An 18,023-nucleotide genomic window follows, 5' to 3' on the forward strand; every position below is an offset into this window, starting at 1 on the left:
ATGAGCAAGTTACCCCAGCCCGATAATAAATCGCTCAGCGTTTTACATGCTGCCACCGAGGTCTTTCTTCAGCACGGTTTCAGTGCCGCCACCACCGATATGATTCAGCGTGCCGCCGGTGTCTCCAAAGCCACGGTCTACTCCCGTTACGCCAATAAAGAAGCCCTGTTCGCCGCCGTGGTGGAAGACAAATGCGCCACCTTTACCCAGCGCGTTCAACAGCTGGAAGTGAAGCCCGGCAATATCCGCAAAGTGCTGGAAGACATCGGTCATACCTACCTCACCATTCTGCTGTCTGATGAGGCGCTGGCCATGCATCGCGTGGTGCTGGCGGAAGCAGCCAAGTTTCCGCATCTGGCCCACGGTTTTTATCAGGCCGGTCCGGCAACCATGAGCGCCATCGTGTCAGGCTTGCTGGAAGTGGCGGCAGAAGCAGGGGAAATCAATGTGCAGTCGGTTGGGCTGGAAGGGGCTGCGTCGCTGTTTATGGGTATGGTGCGCGGCGAGCCGCAGCTGATTGCGCTGACGCATCCGGGCTCTCAGGCCTCCGAAGTACAGATCAATCAGTGGGTCACCCGCGCCGTAGATACCTTTCTCAAAGCCTACGGCACGGAACTGAGTGACTGATCTGGTTCGTCAGTGACGGGTCCGTTCACGCAGCGACTGAAACATCACAAACAGCACCGGAATCAGGAAGATCCCCAGCACGGTGGCAAACAGCATACCGCCGAACACCGTCATACCGATCGACAGACGACTCATAGAACCCGGTCCGCTGGACATCAGCAGCGGCGCGATGCCGACAATAAACGACAGTGCCGTCATCATCACCGCACGGAAACGCAGACTGGCGGCTTCCTGAGCGGCGGCGAGAATACCGGCCCCTTCTTCCTGACGTCGGCGCAGAGCAAACTCGACAATCAGAATGGCCGATTTACTGGCCAGCGCGATCAGCATCACCAGTCCGATCTGGGCGTACAGGTTGTTGTCAAAACCCGGCACCAGATACAGCGGCAGCAAGGCCCCCAGCGCAGCCACCGTCACCGACAGAATCACCGCAAACGGAATACTCCAGCTTTCGTACTGCGCCACCAGGAACAGGTAAGCGAACACCAGCGACAGGCTGAATACCAGCAACGTGGCGCTGGCAGCCTGGCGTTCCTGTACCGCGCTGCCATACCAGTCGAGACGGTACTGCGCCGGCAGAGTATCCAGTGCCACCAGTTCCACCGTGGTCATCACATCACCACTGCTGTAGCCGTCCGCCGGAGTGATGTTGATCGCCGCCGCACTGTAGGTGTTGTAGCGTCCCAGCGACTGCGCGCCCAGCACGGTCGTGATGTTCACCAGCGCGCCGACCGGTACCATCTGGCCATCATCTGAGCGCACATGCAGATTACGGATCTCATCGGCGGTGCTGCGGAAGTCTGCATCGGCCTGCAGCATCACCCGGTAACTGCGCCCCTGCATATTGAAATCGTTCACGTAGGCACTGCCCACCTGACTCTGCAGCGCGCTGTACAGCGCCTGCGGTGTCACCCCCAGCATCAGGGCTTTGTCGCGATCCAGCTCCAGTTTCAGCTTGGGTGTTGAAGCATCAAACGAGGTATACGCCTGCTGAATTTCAGCGCGGCTGTTAAGCGCCAGCACCAGGCTGCGCGCCACCTGCGACAGGTCTTCGGCACTGCCGCCTTCCAGATCCAGCAACCGCCCTTCCAGACCACCTGTCATGCCCACACCACTGATCTGCGGTGGCGGAAACGCAATCCCGGTCGCCCCCGGCTCAGAGTTCAGAATACCCACCACCTGCTGGAAGGTCTGATACCAGTGCACGCCGTTGCGCTCTTCCCACGGCTTCATCACCTGCAGCATAAAGGCGCTGCTGGAACCGGCACCGGAAATCAGCCCCATACCGGAAATCGTCATACTGCGGTCAACTTCAGGAATATCGCGGATCTGCTGATCGAGCTTCTCTACCAGTTCGTTGGTGCGGTTCAGCGATGCCCCTTTGGGCAGACTCAGTTCATCAAAGAAAGCGCCGCGGTCTTCCGTAGGCAGAAAGCCGGTCGGTGTTGCGCTGAACAGGAAAGCATCCGCGCCAATCACTGCCAGCAACAGCACTACAGCCAGACCAATGCGCCGGGCCAGCAGCATGGCCCCTTTTACATACACAGAACGGGCATGCTCAACACCATGACCAAACCAGGCAAACAGACCCCGGGGCTGCACACCCGGTTTCAGCAGCAGCGTGCACAGCGCTGGCGACAGAGTAAGAGCGTTCAGCGATGACAGGCTCACCGCCACCGAAATCGTCACCGCAAACTGGGTATACAGTTTGCCGGTCAGGCCCGGCATAAAGGCCACCGGCACGAACACCGCCAGCAGCACCAGCGTGGTGGCAATCACCGGCGAGAACACTTCGCCCATGGCTTTGGAAGTCGCTTCTGCCGCCGTACTGTTGTCTTCATCCAGATGGCGTTTGACGTTTTCCACCACCACGATAGCGTCGTCCACCACGATGCCAATGGCCAGAATCAGGGCAAACAGTGAGATGGTATTGATGGTAAAACCGAACACCTGCAGCGCGGCAAAGGTACCGATCAGCGACACCGGAATGGTCGCTGCCGGAATCAGCGTGGCGCGCCAGTCACCGAGGAACAGCCAGGTAACGCCGACCACCAGCAGAAAGGTAAACAACAGAGACACAATCACTTCCTGCACCGAGCTGCGCACGAAGTCGGTAGAGTCGTAGAAGATCTGATATTGCAGATCCTCAGGGAAATACTGACTCAGACGTTCCAGCTCGGCGTACACATCGTCGGCCACATCCAGCGCGTTTGCCCCCGGTGCCTGGTAGACCACCAGAGGCACACCTGGCTTACCATTGATGCGCATGTCAAAGCCGTATTCCTGCGAGCCCAGTTCCACCCGGGCGACATCTTTCAGCCGTACCTGAGAGCCGTCGGCGGCGGTCCGCACAACGATATTGCCGAATTCTTCCGGTGTGGTCAGCCGCCCCTGCGCGGTTAAGGTGTACTGAAACTGCTGGCCGTCCGAACTGATCGGCGGTGCGCCAACCTGACCCAGCGCCGCCTGCGAACTCTGACTGGTGATCGCCGCATTGATATCGGATGGCGTCAGGTTCAGTGCCAGCAGACGATCCGGATTGAGCCAGACGCGCATGCCGTATTCCATGCCACCAAACTGACTGGTGCCGCCAACGCCGTTGATACGGGCAATGGCGTCCTGCAGGTAACGCGACACATAGTTACTCATAAACAGCGAATCGTGGCTGCCACCCGGCGAGGAAATCGCCGCCAGCATCAGCATGGAGTCGGACTGTTTACTTGTGGTAACCCCACGCTGCACGACTTCCTGCGGCAAAGATGAATTGGCCAGCGCCACCCGGTTCTGCACATTGATCGCCGCCTGATCGGGATCGGTGCCCACCTCAAAGGTGACGGTCAGAGCATAGCTGCCGTTATCACGACTGGTGGACGTCATATAGAGCATGTCATCCACACCGTTCACCATGCCTTCAATGGGAATGGCCACCGCCTCTTCCACCGTGCGCGCATCCGCGCCCGGATAGGTGGCACTTACCTGCACCTGGGGTGGTGAAATTTCCGGAAACTGGGTGACCGGTAAACCGCTGACCGCCAGCCCACCGGCGAGCATGATGACAATGGAAATAACCAGCGCAAACTTGGGCCGATGAATAAAGAACCGGGAAAACATTACTCTTCCCTCACGCTGACAGTATCACCCACCCGCACCTTCTGCAGGCCTTCGCTGATGATGCGCTCCCCGGCGGCTAAGCCGGACGCCACCGCCCACAGGCTGTTGTGCTTGCTACCAAGCTCGACACGGCGCTGACTGACGATGTTGTCGTCACTCACCACCAGAACGAAATAACCGTCTTTATCACGCTGCACCGCTTTCTGCGGCACCATCAGTACCTGTTCAGGCTGCACCTGGCCGGCCCGCACGCGGACAAATTCTCCGGGAATCAGCTGGTTGTTGTCGTTGGCAAATTCCGCCCGCACCAGCAGGGTATCAGTCTGTTGATTCACCTCCGGCGACATATAGTTAAAACGGCCTTTCTCGCTGAAGGTTTCGCCGGTGCTCAGCGTAAGCTCCGCATATACCTCCTCTGCCGATGGCAGACCGGATGCGCGCTGACGTTTGAGGATATCGCCGCTGCTCACCGCCAGCTCGACATAAACAGGATGGGTCTGCACAACGCTGGTCAGCAGCGTGCTGTTGGCCGTTACCAGATTGCCTTCGGTGACTTCTGCCTTACCAACCCGCCCGGCCAATGGGCTGCGGACTTCGCTGTAACTCAGATTCAGCCTGGCTTCTTTTAACTGCGCCTGGGCCGCGGCCACCTGCGACTTCGCCACATCACGATTGGCTTCGGCGCTGTCGAGATCCGACTGCGAGGCGGCGCTGGAGCGGCGCAGCGTCTGCACCCGCTGCAGTTCCGCTTCAGCCTGTTTCAGCACGGCTCTGGCATTCATCAGCCCGGCCTCAGCACTGGCAACCTGAATCTGAAATGGCTCAGGATCAAGGCGGAACAGCAGGTCGCCTTTTTCCACCATAGCGCCTTCACAGTGCAGACCGTCTTCCAGCATGCCGCTGACTCTGGGCATCACATCGGCGCGCCGCGCCGCCACCACCCGCCCGAGCATGGACGGCGAATATTCCACCGGCTGCAGCGCCACGCTTTCGACGATCACCGCCGGGCCGTCTGCCGATGCTGCTACGGGCAGCAGGCTGAGTGACAGACACAGAAACATTCCGGCTTTTTTCATAAAGGACTCCGCAGGCTGAACAGGGGAAGGACCACAATCGAGCAGTTGCCAAACAGACGGGGCAACGCGCAGCGGCGCTGGATGAAAGCGCACAGCCGCTATATAAATATTCAGTTATGGTCGGGTTATACAGGCAAAGTAACACGCCCGTATGACAGATCAAACAGATAGGGAGATCAGTTGGGAAAAGCGTGACTAAGCTCAGGCAGAACGGCTGGAACTGAGTCTTTCATGACTGGTTTTATACTGGGGGCGCTGGGACGGGCTCAGATTTGACTGGTATGGAACAGGAACAACGCTGCCGGATCAGAAATCCGACAGCATGTTTTTCAGGCTGGACAGGGTCTCCTGACCACGCTGTTTCTGTTCTTCCGCTGATACTTCGGTTTTGCCTTCCCATTCCACATCGTCGTGGGGCAGCTCATCGAGAAAACGTGAATGGGTGGTATCCATGGCTTCGCCATACTGGCGGCGCTTGCCGGCATAAGTAAGGGTCAGGGTACGCTTGGCGCGGGTAATGCCCACGTACATCAGGCGCCGTTCTTCCTCGATGGTGTCGGCTTCGATGCTGTTGCGGTGCGGCATCAGCTCTTCTTCCATGCCCATGATGTACACGTGCGGGAATTCCAGACCTTTGGAGGCGTGCAGAGTCATCAGCTGCACCTGATCGGATTCGTCTTCCTGCTCCTGCTGCTCCATCATATCGCGCAGAATCAGTTTGCTGACGGCGTCTTCGATGGTGCATTCGTCGCCCAGCTCATCGGCTTTTTCAATCATCTTGCTGATCGAATCCACCAGGAACCAGACGTTCTTCATCCGCCGTTCAGCCTGATTCGGCGTACCCGAGTTTTGCAACAGATAACTTTCATAATCGATGTCGCGGATCATCTCCTTCACCGCTTCCACCGGGTCATTGGTGTAGGCGTTGCGGGTGATCCCCTCCAGCCAGTGACCAAAACGGCGCAGACGATCCAGCGCCTTCGGCATCAGCTGCTGCTCTAAACCAAATTCCTGCGTGGCCGCCATCATGGAAATACCGCGCATGGCGGAGTATTCGCCCAGCTTTTCAATGGTGGTCGGACCGATTTCACGGCGTGGCGTGTTGATCACACGCAGAAACGCAGAATCATCGGATGGGTTAATCAGCAGACGCAGATAACCCATGATGTCTTTGATTTCGTTGCGGCCAAAGAACGACTGCCCACCACTCAGCTTGTACGGCACCTGATAGGCCTGCAGCTTCATCTCGATGGCACGCGACTGGTGGTTTCCACGATACAGCACGGCAAAGTCGCGATAGCCACAGCCATAGCGCAGGCGACGTTCAACGATTTCAGTGGCGATGCGCTCGGATTCGACGTCGTCGTTGCGGCATTTAAGAATGCGGATCGGGTCACCGTAGCCCATATCGGACCACAGCTTTTTCTCGAACTCGTGGGGGTTGTTATCGATAACATGGTTGGCGGCGTTGAGGATCAGGCCGGTGGAACGGTAATTCTGCTCCAGCTTGACGATCTTCAGCGTCGGGAAATCTTTGCCCAGCTGCACCAGGTTTTCCGGACGCGCACCGCGCCAGGCATAAATCGACTGGTCGTCATCACCGACCACGGTGAGGCCGGTGCGGTGGCCGACTAACAGCTTCACCAGTTCATACTGGGAGGTGTTGGTGTCCTGATATTCGTCCACCAGCAGATAGCGGATCTTCTTCTGCCAGCGGGTGAGCACTTCCGGATTATCACGGAACAGCACCGTTGGCACCATAATCAGGTCGTCGAAATCCACCGCGTTGTAGGCTTTCAGCATGCGCTGGTAGACAACGTAGGTCTGGGCGATCAGCATTTCCTGCGGCGTCGCCGCGGCGGTCATGGCCTGATCCGGGGTGATCAGGTCGTTCTTGTGATTGGAGATGGCATTCTGTACCAGCTCGATCATATCGCCGTCGTCACCGTGTTCACGGTGCATAACATCGCGGATGATGCCTTTACAGTCGTCCTGATCGAGAATCGAAAAGCCCTGCTTATAACCAGCCGTGGCCAGCTCATGACGGATAATATTCAGGCCGAGGTTGTGGAAGGTCGACACTGTCAGGCCCTTGGCACCGCCTTTACCGGTCAGCGCCATGACCCGCTCTTTCATCTCGCGTGCGGCCTTGTTGGTAAAGGTCACCGCGGCTATGTGATACGACTTGATGCCACACACATCAATCAGATAAGCGATCTTACGGGTAATTACCGAGGTCTTACCCGAGCCCGCACCTGCCAGCACCAGCAACGGGCCATCGATGTACTTGGCGGCTTCTTTCTGACGGGGGTTAAGCTGGGATAAATCGACCACGGATGTCTCTGAGTACCTGCTGAATGGGCAGGCATTTTAACAGCTCACCGCGGTTATGAAATCGCTTCTGTGTAACCAGCCTCATACTTCCGGATCAGAGGAACGCATTGAATGCTTTGCGCATGGTGATTCTACTGTTATGTTTTTCACGTAAGTCAGGAAGACAGTCTTGGTTTCTCATCCCGGATACGTAATAACAATAAGAACAAACACGGTCAGGCAGCAGGATCATTGGCGGTTTATAACCGCTGACAGAACCTGCGCTATCACCAACAGTAAGATGACAGAGACGGCAGCTTTGATATGGAACGTTCTTCAACGGCCAGAAAGCGTCTGGCACTGGATTTAGCAGATAAGCAGACCACAAGTCTGCGTTTACTGGTGGTAAGCACCAGTGAGAGGCAACTGGATACGATTGCCGTGTGGCTAGAGCATTACACCGCCGCGCCGCCCATATCTGCAGAATTTATTCATCTCGACAGCGGCCACCGCTGGCGACGGCACCATTGTCTGCAAAACATCGCCGACTTTAATCAGTGGCATGCCGCCATCGTCGTTGTCGATGACCTCTGTGATACGCGCCGCAACTGGCTGCACCGGCTGCAATCCAACCTCCCCACTATTCTCATCAGCACCCCATTACACTCCCGCCTTCTGCCCCAGGCTTTTCAGCGTCTGCCGCTCAGCGATATAACCCGCAGCCGTTTTTTTAACAGTCTGAAACCACTGCAACTGAGCCTGCGTCAGGATCTGGAACCGCCACTCAACCGCGATGATTTCTTCGCCGCCCTGCACCGCCGCTGCGAAAGCAGCCAGAATGGTTTGTATCTGCAGGTCGTGCAGAGCCGCTGGCTGCGCAGCCCGGCATCCGGCGACCTGTGGCAGCAGCAGCAGACGATTCACCAGGAATTTGAACGCACCGTGCGCCTGCGTGCCCCGGCCAACGCTCTGATCGGGCGCCTGCTGGACGACCAGCTGGTGATCATCTCTGACGATTACTACGATCTGCAGCGTGACTGGCTGCCCCACCAGCCGGAAGACGATGCCCGTCCATGGGTGGTTTATCACAGCTCGCCGCTGCATCTGAAAAACTTCCCGGCACTCAGTGCCACCCTGCAGGAAGGGGTGCAACAGATCGCCCGCGAACGCCTGCAACAGGAAGCCAGCTTCCACTGGCAGGAGCAGGAAGTTTACAGCCTTAACCTGTTTGAAGGCCTGTGCCAGGCGCTGCAGAAAGAAGAGTTCTTCCTGCAGTATCAGCCGCAGTTCGACAGCCGCAATGGCCAGTGGATAGGTGCCGAAGCCCTGATCCGCTGGCGCCATCCGTCGCTGGGAGTGATTCCGCCAACGGTGTTCATCCGCGAAGCGGAAGCCGCTGGCCTGATCCGGGCTTTGGGACGCTGGACGCTGCAGCAGACCGTCCGCGCATGGCAAGCCCTGTATGAACGTACCGGCGAGCGTATTCGTCTGGCAGTAAATGTTTCCTTTCCGGAAATTGCTGACCCCTGGTACGCCGATCAGGTGCTGGAGCTGCTGACACAATCAGGTATGCCACCGCGTTATCTGGAACTGGAATTAACAGAAACCGCCATGATGCACGATGCCAGTGTCTCACTGCTCAATCTGCGCCGCCTGAAAAACGCCGGCCTGCATATTGTGCTGGACGACTTTGGTACCGGCTTTTCATCCCTGGCCCATCTCAGCGAACTGCCGTTAACCGGCATCAAACTGGACCGCTCGTTTGTAGCGCCGGTGCCGGACAATCAACAGCAGCTGCAGATTGTCACCAGCATGCTGGAACTGGCCCAGCGTCTCGGTCTGGAAACCACCGCAGAAGGGGTAGAATCACCGGCCTGTCTGGAGGTAATCCGCCGTTCCGGCTGTGACCGTATTCAGGGGTACATTTATTCGCAGCCGCTGTCACTGGATGAACTGACCACTCAGGCGATCGCAGGCTTTGGCGTGCAGGCAGATTTCCCGCAGCACAGTCTGTTCTGATGTGCTGAGTCTTTATCATCTGTCCGGCCTGCTCAGCTTTGCCGCTGACACCTAACTCTGTAAATAGCGGTCCAGCGTACGGTATCCCATGGCCTCCATCAGATGCGCCCGGCCAATCTGCTCCGCCCCATCCAGATCGGCAATGGTGCGGGCGATTTTGAGAATACGGTGAAAGCCCCGGGCCGACAGCTGCAGATGCTCAATGGCGGTCATCAGCCAATTCTGATCTTCAATAGTCAGGCGACAAACTTCATCGCGCTGATTGCCGCTTAACGCTGCATTGGTGCAGCCCTGCCGGTCCAGCTGACGCTGGCGCGCGGCGATGACCCGCTGCTGTACCGTGGCCGAAGATTCCCCCGGCGGCGCCTGCTGCAACAGTGCCGGCGGCATGGGCGGTACTTCCACATGCAGGTCGATGCGGTCGAGCAATGGCCCCGAAGTCTGGCCCTGATAACGGCGGATCTGTTCTGAGCTGCAGCGGCAGCGGCCGGAGGCATCACCAAAGTAACCGCAGGGGCATGGGTTCATTGCCGCAATAAGCTGAAACCGGCTCGGAAAAGTAATTGAGCGGCTGGCGCGGCTGATGACAATGCGGCCGCTTTCCAATGGTTCACGCAGTACATCCAGCACCTTGCGCGAGTACTCCGGCAGCTCATCAAGAAACAGCACGCCGCCATGGGCCAGGGAGATTTCACCGGGTCTGGGCACTGTGCCACCGCCCACCAGTGCCACCCCGGATGCCGTATGATGCGGTGCGCGGAACGGCCGCACACGCCACTGTTTCTGCCAGTCAGCAGACTGCCCGGCGATGGAAGATACCGACGCGGCGACCAGAGCTTCCTCCTCTTCCATCGGTGGCAGAATGCCGGGCAGACGGCTGGCCAGCATGGTTTTACCGGTTCCCGGCGGCCCGATAAACAACAGGTTATGGGCACCGGCGGCGGCAATCTCCAGCGCCCGCCGTGCCTGGGCCTGACCACGGACATCAGCCAGGTCGGCACTGTCCTGGGCCTGTCCGGTGGTCAACGGCTGACTGGCCTGCACATCACTCAGACGGCTCTGGCCATGCAGATATGCTGTTACCTCCAGCAAAGATTTCGCCGCCCGCGCATCGGCCGCCGAACACAGGGCCGCTTCATCACTGTTATCCACAGGAATCACCAGCACTCTGTTATCGCGTGCCGCCTGCAATGCACAGGGTAATACTCCGGGCACCCGCTGCAGCTCGCCACCCAACGTCAGCTCTCCTATAAATTCGTGACCATCGATGGCATTTTCCGGCACCTGCCCGGACGCCGCCAGAATGCCCAGCGCAATGGCCAGATCATAACGGCCACCCTCTTTTGGCAGATCCGCCGGCGCCAGATTGATGGTGATGCGTTTGGCCGGGAACTCAAAGCCGCTGTTGAGCAGCGCACTGCGCACCCGGTCCTTGCTTTCTTTAACGGCGGTTTCCGGCAGCCCAACCAGACTGAGTGAAGGCAGACCACTGGAAAGATGAACTTCGACGATAACCTGAGGGGCTTCAATTCCTGACAGCGCGCGGGTCATAACGCGGGCGAGTGACATAAGCATTCCTTGCCTGATTCTGTGGGTTGCCTGATATGCGCAGAGCGTTCGGGTTTTTCAGGCAGCAGACGACCTTTGAGGGTAAAGCAAGGGCACAGCCCCCGGAAGGCCGGAATGGAAAAGCCCGCGCGACTCAGTCAGAACTGAGGCGCGGCTTAAGCTCCTTACTTAAACTGCTGGCTTAAGGGGCAGGCAGGACGGTTTAATTGTCCGGCAACAGACGCTTGAATTGTCCGGCGTCAGAGGCTTGAATATGCGCTCCCGGAACACCGGGCAATGTTTCCCAGACGCCACCAGGATGCCTGTATGCCCGCTGTTTGTCGCCAGACCGTACACACAAGATTGCTGTCGCCATTTACTGTCTCTTCCCTCGCCCTGACCATTATGCTCAGCGGCTGCAGCGGCGGCGGCGGAGGTTCCGGTGACACAACCTCCCCTTATGCCCTCAGCGGCCAGATCAGCACGTCAGCGCGCAACGATGTGGATTCTGACGTCAATAATCTCAATGCCGTTTACGTCAGCAACAACAATCCGGCGTCGCCCCAGGCCATCCGCAACGACGCCATCGTACAGGGCTTTGCCAGTGCCGCAGGCACCGGCGGTGACAGTGGCCGCGAACGCTTCGCCACAACAGCAGACTCTGATGACTACTACCTGGTGGACCTGCAGGCCGGGCAAACGGTCGAGCTGGAGATCAACGACTATCAGTTTGATATCACATCACCAGAGGATGCCAACGACCTCGATCTGTATCTGTTCCGCGCCGACAATCCGGATGCTCTGATCACCTATTCTGCCGGTTTTTCGAGCACTGAGAATATGCGCATCAACAGCGATGGCCGCTACCTGATTAACGTCAACGCCTTCCGCGGTGACTCCAAATACATACTGCGCATCCTGGCCCCCGGCATTACCGCGTCTTCTGTCAGCTCAGACAGCGCTGGTCAGCTGCCAATCTTTGTTGCTGGCGAGGCGATCGTTAAATCCAAAACCGTGAGTGCAGCCAGCGCCGTCAGCAAATCACTGAACATCCGCAGCCAGCTGGTCAGCAATAAAGGGCTTTCTGCCAAGCTCAGTAAGGTTGCGACCGGGCAGGATCGCGCGGCGCTGGTGTCACTGCAGCGTGATGACAGCCAACGCCGCAGTCTGGCCAGAGCTGCTGGCTACAGCAGCAATACAGATCCGCTGTATGCCCTGAGCGCAGATGGCTGGGCCATGCGCCAGACGCTGATAGATATTAAGACGCTGAATCAACAGGACGATGTGGAATACGCCTCGCCTAACCTGCTGTACCGGCCACTGGCGACCACCCCTAACGATCCTTATTACGCGGAACAATGGCATCTTGAGGCCATCAATCTGCCTCAGGCCTGGGATATCACCACGGGCACTCCGGCCAGCGGCACTGTGGTGGTTGCGGTCATTGATACCGGCATCCTGCCCGGCCATCCGGACATCAACGGCAAACTGGTAGATGGCTATGACTTTATCAGCAATGCTGAACGTGCCGATGATGGCGATGGTATTGATGGCGATCCTACCGACGAGGGTGACGGCTCCGGCACCTACCATGGCACCCATGTCGCCGGCATTATCGGCGCGTTAAGCAATAACGGTACAGGCGTCAGCGGTGTCAGCTGGGGCGCTGAAATTATGCCCGTCCGCATGCTGGGCAAAGAGGTTTCCGGCAGCGCCGGCACCAGCTACGATCTGCTTCAGGCACTCAGATATGCCGCTGGTATGACTAACGACAGCACTACCCTGCCGACAAAACCAGCAGACATTATCAACCTGAGTCTCGGCGGCGGTTCCAGTAACACTCCGGAAAGAAACCTTCTGGCGGATATTGTCGATGCCGGCATCATAGTGGTGGCCGCCGCCGGCAACGAAAGCAGTTCCGCTCCGTCTTACCCTGCCGCCTATGATGGTGTGATTTCTGTCGCCTCCAGCGACTACGACGGCAACCTCTCTTCCTTTTCTAACTATGGTTCAACCATTGATCTGCGCGCACCTGGCGGCGGCGCTGTGATCGATACTCCGACCAATGATTACCGTAACTATATTCTCAGTCTGGGGGGCGAAGAGACCCTCGGCGTTATGCAATACGGCTACGCCCAGCTGCGCGGTACCTCGATGGCAGCCCCTGTGGTTGCCGGCGCCTTTGCGCTGGCCAAAGCGGTTTACCCGGCACTGACACCGGAGCAGGCGCAGACTCTGATCAGCACCTGCAGCATTACCGATCAGGCCACGGACTGTGAACAGAAATACCGCACAGGCTATGGCAATCTGGATGCGCTGAAACTGGTGCAGGAGGCACAGAACCTGGCCAATGGCGGCAGCTTACCGCTACCGCCGGCACGGTTAGTAGCAACGCCGGATTCGCTGGCACTGAATGAACAAAGTTCGGCCAGTATCAGCATCAGCAATGGCGGCAGTGAAGCCGCCACCGTCAGCAGCGTCGCCAGCAGCCGCGACTGGCTCAGCGTTCAGGCCACCGACGTGGATGCCTTTGGCTTCGGCCAGTACGATATCAGTGTGGATCTGGCGGCACTGGATGACGGTTACTATATCGGCACCCTGACCTTCGCGCTGGATACGGGTAATGAGCTGGACTTTCAGGTGGTGGTGCTGACCGGCAACGATAGCTCTCCGGCCAATCTGACACCGCAGACAGTTCAGCTGGCCAGTGCCCAGACCAACGAAGTACTGTACACCACCAGCACAGATGGCAATGCCAGATACAGCTTCCCGGCGGTGCCGGCAGGTGAATATCGGGTGTATGCGGGATCGGATATTGATGCCGACGGCACCATCTGTGACGCCGGCGAAACCTGCGGTGAATCGCAGGAAATAGTGACGCTGGATCAGGACACCACAGGTGTGGACTTCAGCGTCACCATTCAGTCAGAGTGACGCTGATTTGCTGACTGACTCAGAGCGCCGTGCTTATCTGACGGACAGCGCTTCGATTAATGTCACCATGCGGCCCGGGCCGTGTGGTGGTTCGATATAACCGAGATAATTTCCCTGCTCATCAAGCACCGCCAGATTGGCGCTGTGGTCCATCAGGTACGCCTGACCTTCTCCGCGTTCCACCTTGTGGTAGAGGGCATTCAGCTCAGCCGCCAGCGTCTTTAACGCCTGCGGATTACCGGTCATGGCTTTGAAGTCCCTGTTGAAGTAATGCATGTAAGGGCCAAGGTTTTCCGGCAAATCGCGGGCCGGATCAATGGACACCAGCACCACCTGCCAGCCCTGTTTCACGCTGTCTGGCAGCCGTTTCCAGGTACGGCGCAGATCCATCAGTGTGGTCGGACAGATATCCGGACAGAAGGTATAGCCGAAGAACATCAGCACCTTTTTACCCATCAGATCCTGGCGGGTGATCGGGGCACCGTTTTCATCGGTGAAGGTAAAGTCTGATACCGTCAGGGGTCGGCTGAACAGCACCACACCGTTCTGTTGCAGTACCTGTGACGCCTGTAATGCCGGCCACTTTGCCGTTGCAACACCAGCCGCCAACGCTAACAGCAGAATCACCGCTAATCCGGAAACACCTTTCATATCGTCGCCCTTTGCTGTCTGTACTGTCCGGCTTATTGCTTCCCGCAACATCGTCAGGGGTGAACCGGGATGCACCGGGCCGGTTACAGATCTGTTTGTTATTAAGCTTATAAGCGGCGCAGTATATCAATACGCAGCAGCGAATCTGAGAGGCAATTAGCCGCACCCTGAGACGGATGCGGCAAAAGTGTGGCTCTGTTGATTCAGATTAAGTCAGAGACACAGACGGGTTTGTCAGCGCAACACTGACTCAGGCAAATCAGGAGCGGGCGAAGGCCGGTGTGGTGATCCACGACGGCGTCAGCACTTCCGCCGGACGGCGCTGCATGATCACCTCGCCATTGCGCACCGAAAGTAATACGTCACCCTGCTTGCGCAGCACGCTGTAGTCGTCTTCGCCATCAAGCAGAATAAAGCTGGCAGAGTTACCCACGGTAATACCGTAATCCTCCAGACACAGGGTACGGGCAGAGTTATCGGTAATCAGATCCAGTGCTGTCGCAAAATCCTGATAGCCCATCATCTGGCAGATGTGCATGGCGAAATCCAATGTGCGCAGCAGGCGGCCGTTACCCAGTGAGTACCATGGGTCAAAGATGGAATCCTCACCCAGACACACGTTCATGCCCGCCTCACGCAGTTCTTTTACCCGCGTCACGCCGCGGCGTTTAGGGTAGGTATCAAAACGGCCCTGCAGGTGAATGCTTTCCGTCGGACAGGAAACAAAGTTAATGCCGGAGTTCTTCAGCAGGCGGAACAGCTTGGAGCAGTAGGCATTATCGTAGGAGTGCATAGCGGTGGTGTGACTGGCGGTGACGCGCTCGCCCATACCATGGAACATGGCTTCGCAGGCCAGTACTTCGAGGAAGCGCGAGTTCGGGTCATCGATCTCATCACAGTGTACATCCACCAGCCGGTCGTATTTGCGCGCCAGCGCCAGCAGGTGTTTCACCGACTGCTCGCCCAGTTCGCGGGTGTATTCAAAGTGCGGAATACCGCCCACTACGTCGCAGCCGATCTCCAGCGCTTCTTCCATCTGCCGGGTGGCTTCTGCTGAGGCCATCATGCCGTCCTGCGGAAAGGCCACCACCTGAATGGTGATCTTATCTTTCAGCTCATCGCGGATGGCGCACAGGGTTTTCACACCGATCAGAGATGCGTCGGTGGTATCGGCATGAGTGCGGATGGCCTGCACGCCGTTCTGCACCAGCAGCTCAATGGTGGCCATGGCGCGGGAGCGGATGTCTTCCTCACTGAGCATTGGCTTACGCTGCCCCCAGCGCTCGATGCCTTCGAACAGAGTGCCACTCTGGTTCCACGCAGGTTCACCGGCGGTGAGCGCCGCATCGAGGTGAATATGAGGTTCAACGAAGGGCGCGCACAGCAGGTTGCCACCGGCGTCGATGTCATCTGCAGCAGCAGAAGGGATAGCAGCACTCTGCTGATCAATGGCAGTGAATTTACCGTCGGCGATGGTGACTGTGTATAACTCGGACTTGGCCCGCAGACGCGCGTTAATAATCTTCATAGCGGTGATTTCTCGCTGGTTAATTCTGCGGCCGGCTCATGCAGCTGGCCTTCAATATTGTGATGCTGAAACAGGATCTGCTCGATCAGCAGAGCGTTCTGCAGATTCAGTCGCTGAAACGGATCCTGCAGGCTGAAGCCCAGAATCTCTTCAATGCGCTTCAGCCGGTAACTCAGTGTGTTGCGGTGAATGCCCAGTGCTTCGGCGGTGTTCTGCTGATGGCCGAAGTGATTGAGCCATGTGTTCAGCGTGGCCTTCAGCTCCAGCGATGAGGTATCGCGGGCAAAGCACAATGGGCCCAGCTGTTGCTGACAGAACTCGGCTAATAAACTGCGTTTGGGTATCGCCGCAAACAGCCGCGCAATGCCCAGCTGCTCAGAAAAGAAAATACGCTGATGACGGTGCTGCACGGCAAACTGCAGCGCCTGCCGGGCCTGTTCGGTGGCATCCGCCAGTTTGATCAGGCCTGGTTGCAGATCACTGACCCCGGCGTACAACTCCAGCTGTGGAAAACGTTTCTGCAGCCAGCTCAGCGCCTGTTCCAGTTCCTCACGGATGCTGCCGACATGGGTATCTTCCACCGGCCAGATGGCCAGCATGTCCTGCTCGTAACACAGCACCGGCCAGTCGATACCGCGGCGCTTGAGCAGATCACCCAGCTGCTGTTCCAGTTCATGGCGCAGATGCAGCAGGCGGTGCTTGCTGTCGTCTTCGTCCGGCTGCAGAGCATCGGCAAAGCGGATCGCCAGCGTGGCGAACGGCTTGGCATCACTGATGCCCAGTTCGCTGGCACGCAGGTGAATCAGTTCCGGCGCCTGAGCAAAACCGTTGATCAGCCGCGTCAGGAACAACCGCACCGACTGACCAATCAGGTTGTCCTGCACGATGGCATTACTGATCACTTCTGTGACGAACACCATGGGCAGTTCATAGGGTTGTTCTAACAGGGGGAATTCCAGCCGGTTGGCCAATTCCAGCACGTTGGCCGGAATCTGCTGGATAAACTCCGGGCCAGTCAGAATGACCAGCCCGGCAACTTCACGCTCCACCGCTTCCTCAATCAGCTGACGCAGATTGCCTTCGTCACGGTCATGGTTAATACCGGTAATAAATACCAGCTCACCGCCGTTGACCCAGGGCCGGATAGAGTCGTTTTCGGCAACATAAGGCCAGCGCACAATGCGCTGGCCGCCGCTCAGCCCGGCACGGAAGCGGATGCTTTCCAGTCCGGGCAGTCGCGGTATATCAGCACAGCTGATGCTCATCCATTCTCCGTAGCGGTGGCAGACACGGCAGTCGCACCAAGCGGCAGTTTGATCAGGATGCCATACAGCACGAAGGCCACAGCAACACCCACCACCGGTGGCATAAAGGGTGAGAAGTAAGCGCAGGCAGAGGCAACCACGTAGGTGCCCAGACCCAGCCAGTTAAACGCTGGCAGCTGGGTTTCGGACAGCTTCGGATACTCGCCCTTATGGCGCAGCCAGAAGTCGGCCATGATCACACCACCGATTGGCGGAATGAAGGTACCCAGCAGCACCAGGAAAGGAATCAGGAAGTTGTACATACCAAATACCGCCAGCACAGTACCGATGGCCGCACCAACCACCGTCACGGTGCGGCGTTTGTCAGTGCGCAGCAGGTTACAGCCAGCCACCGCAAAGTTGTAAATGGTGTTGTCCTGAGTGGTCCAGATATTGAGGAACAGCATCAGTACCGCCAGCACCACAAAGCCCTGCGCCAGCATCACGTCAACGATATCCGCCTGCTGGTAAATCAGAGTACCCAGCGCGCCGGTGAGCACCATCAGGCCGTTACCGATAAAGAAGGCCGCCATGGTCGCCCACACAGCAACTTTGCCGGAAGAAGCAAAACGGCTCCAGTTGGTCGCCTGCGTACCACCACTGACGAAAGTACCGATCACCACAGTGATCGCCGCGGTAAAGCTCATGCTCTCAGCCGCTTCGATACCGAACAGTGCGCCCATACCACCAACATCAACCATGCCGGTGTAAAGGGAAATCAGAATAAACAGCAGCATCGCCGGTACCGCTACCCGCGATAGCAGATCCAGGCCACGGAAGCCGATCATGGCGGTTAAGCAGAAGGCAAAACCGAAGAAAATCATCAGCGGAATTTCCCAGGCCTGAGAAATACCGGTCACTTTCACCAGCACGATAGCGATGGTTGCGGTACCCCAGGCGTACCAGCCGATC

General features: G+C 57.8%; 11 protein-coding genes. 3 read left to right on the forward strand and 8 right to left on the reverse strand.

What is annotated here, in order from left to right; translation table 11 throughout:
* A complete protein-coding gene (locus B2Z72_RS09890; protein WP_296986013.1) occupies positions 1-627 on the forward strand; it encodes a TetR/AcrR family transcriptional regulator in 627 nt (208 codons plus the stop codon).
* Positions 628-636: 9 nt separating this feature from the next.
* Here B2Z72_RS09890 and B2Z72_RS09895 read toward each other — a convergent pair whose 3' ends face one another.
* The 3 genes from B2Z72_RS09895 to rep form a co-directional block, all read right to left on the reverse strand.
* Positions 637-3,738 (reverse strand): efflux RND transporter permease subunit, encoded by a 3,102-nt coding sequence (locus B2Z72_RS09895; RefSeq protein WP_296986012.1) that lies wholly within the window; start codon positions 3,736-3,738, stop codon positions 637-639.
* Entirely contained in the window at positions 3,738-4,814 is a 1,077-nt protein-coding gene (locus B2Z72_RS09900) for an efflux RND transporter periplasmic adaptor subunit (protein WP_296986011.1), read from the reverse strand. Before B2Z72_RS09900 ends, B2Z72_RS09895 begins: the two co-directional genes overlap by 1 nt.
* 306 nt (positions 4,815-5,120) lie before the next feature.
* Positions 5,121-7,148 (reverse strand): DNA helicase Rep, encoded by a 2,028-nt coding sequence (gene rep, locus B2Z72_RS09905; RefSeq protein ID WP_296986009.1) that lies wholly within the window; start codon positions 7,146-7,148, stop codon positions 5,121-5,123.
* Between the two features lie 303 nt (positions 7,149-7,451).
* Here rep and B2Z72_RS09910 point away from each other — a divergent pair, with 303 nt between their 5' ends.
* Complete coding sequence (locus B2Z72_RS09910) at positions 7,452-9,146, forward strand: EAL domain-containing protein (protein ID WP_296986008.1); 1,695 nt, start codon at positions 7,452-7,454, stop codon at positions 9,144-9,146.
* A gap of 51 nt (positions 9,147-9,197) precedes the next feature.
* On the opposite strand, the gene B2Z72_RS09915 is transcribed toward B2Z72_RS09910, so the two are convergent.
* Positions 9,198-10,715, reverse strand: coding sequence for a YifB family Mg chelatase-like AAA ATPase (locus tag B2Z72_RS09915; RefSeq protein ID WP_296986006.1), 1,518 nt, complete (start codon positions 10,713-10,715; stop codon positions 9,198-9,200).
* Positions 10,716-11,021: 306 nt separating this feature from the next.
* Here B2Z72_RS09915 and B2Z72_RS09920 point away from each other — a divergent pair, with 306 nt between their 5' ends.
* The gene (locus B2Z72_RS09920; protein ID WP_296986003.1) at positions 11,022-13,628 is read left to right on the forward strand and encodes a S8 family serine peptidase; all 2,607 of its coding nucleotides are present in this window, start codon (positions 11,022-11,024) and stop codon (positions 13,626-13,628) included.
* 33 nt (positions 13,629-13,661) lie between these two features.
* On the opposite strand, the gene B2Z72_RS09925 is transcribed toward B2Z72_RS09920, so the two are convergent.
* The 4 genes from B2Z72_RS09925 to codB form a co-directional block, all read right to left on the reverse strand.
* Positions 13,662-14,279: an SCO family protein gene (locus tag B2Z72_RS09925; RefSeq protein ID WP_296986000.1), complete on the reverse strand. Its 618-nt coding sequence runs from the start codon at positions 14,277-14,279 to the stop codon at positions 13,662-13,664.
* 259 nt (positions 14,280-14,538) lie between these two features.
* A complete protein-coding gene (codA, locus tag B2Z72_RS09930; RefSeq protein WP_296985998.1) occupies positions 14,539-15,807 on the reverse strand; it encodes a cytosine deaminase in 1,269 nt (422 codons plus the stop codon).
* Positions 15,804-17,072, reverse strand: coding sequence for a PucR family transcriptional regulator (locus B2Z72_RS09935; protein WP_296985997.1), 1,269 nt, complete (start codon positions 17,070-17,072; stop codon positions 15,804-15,806). Before B2Z72_RS09935 ends, codA begins: the two co-directional genes overlap by 4 nt.
* Positions 17,069-18,023: cytosine permease (gene codB, locus B2Z72_RS09940; protein ID WP_297004684.1), on the reverse strand; the 955-nt coding region annotated here is incomplete at its 5' end. The genes codB and B2Z72_RS09935, both read right to left, overlap by 4 nt.

It is taken from the genome of Thalassolituus sp. UBA6592 (assembly GCF_002433655.1).
GTDB lineage: Bacteria > Pseudomonadota > Gammaproteobacteria > Pseudomonadales > Oceanobacteraceae > Venatoribacter.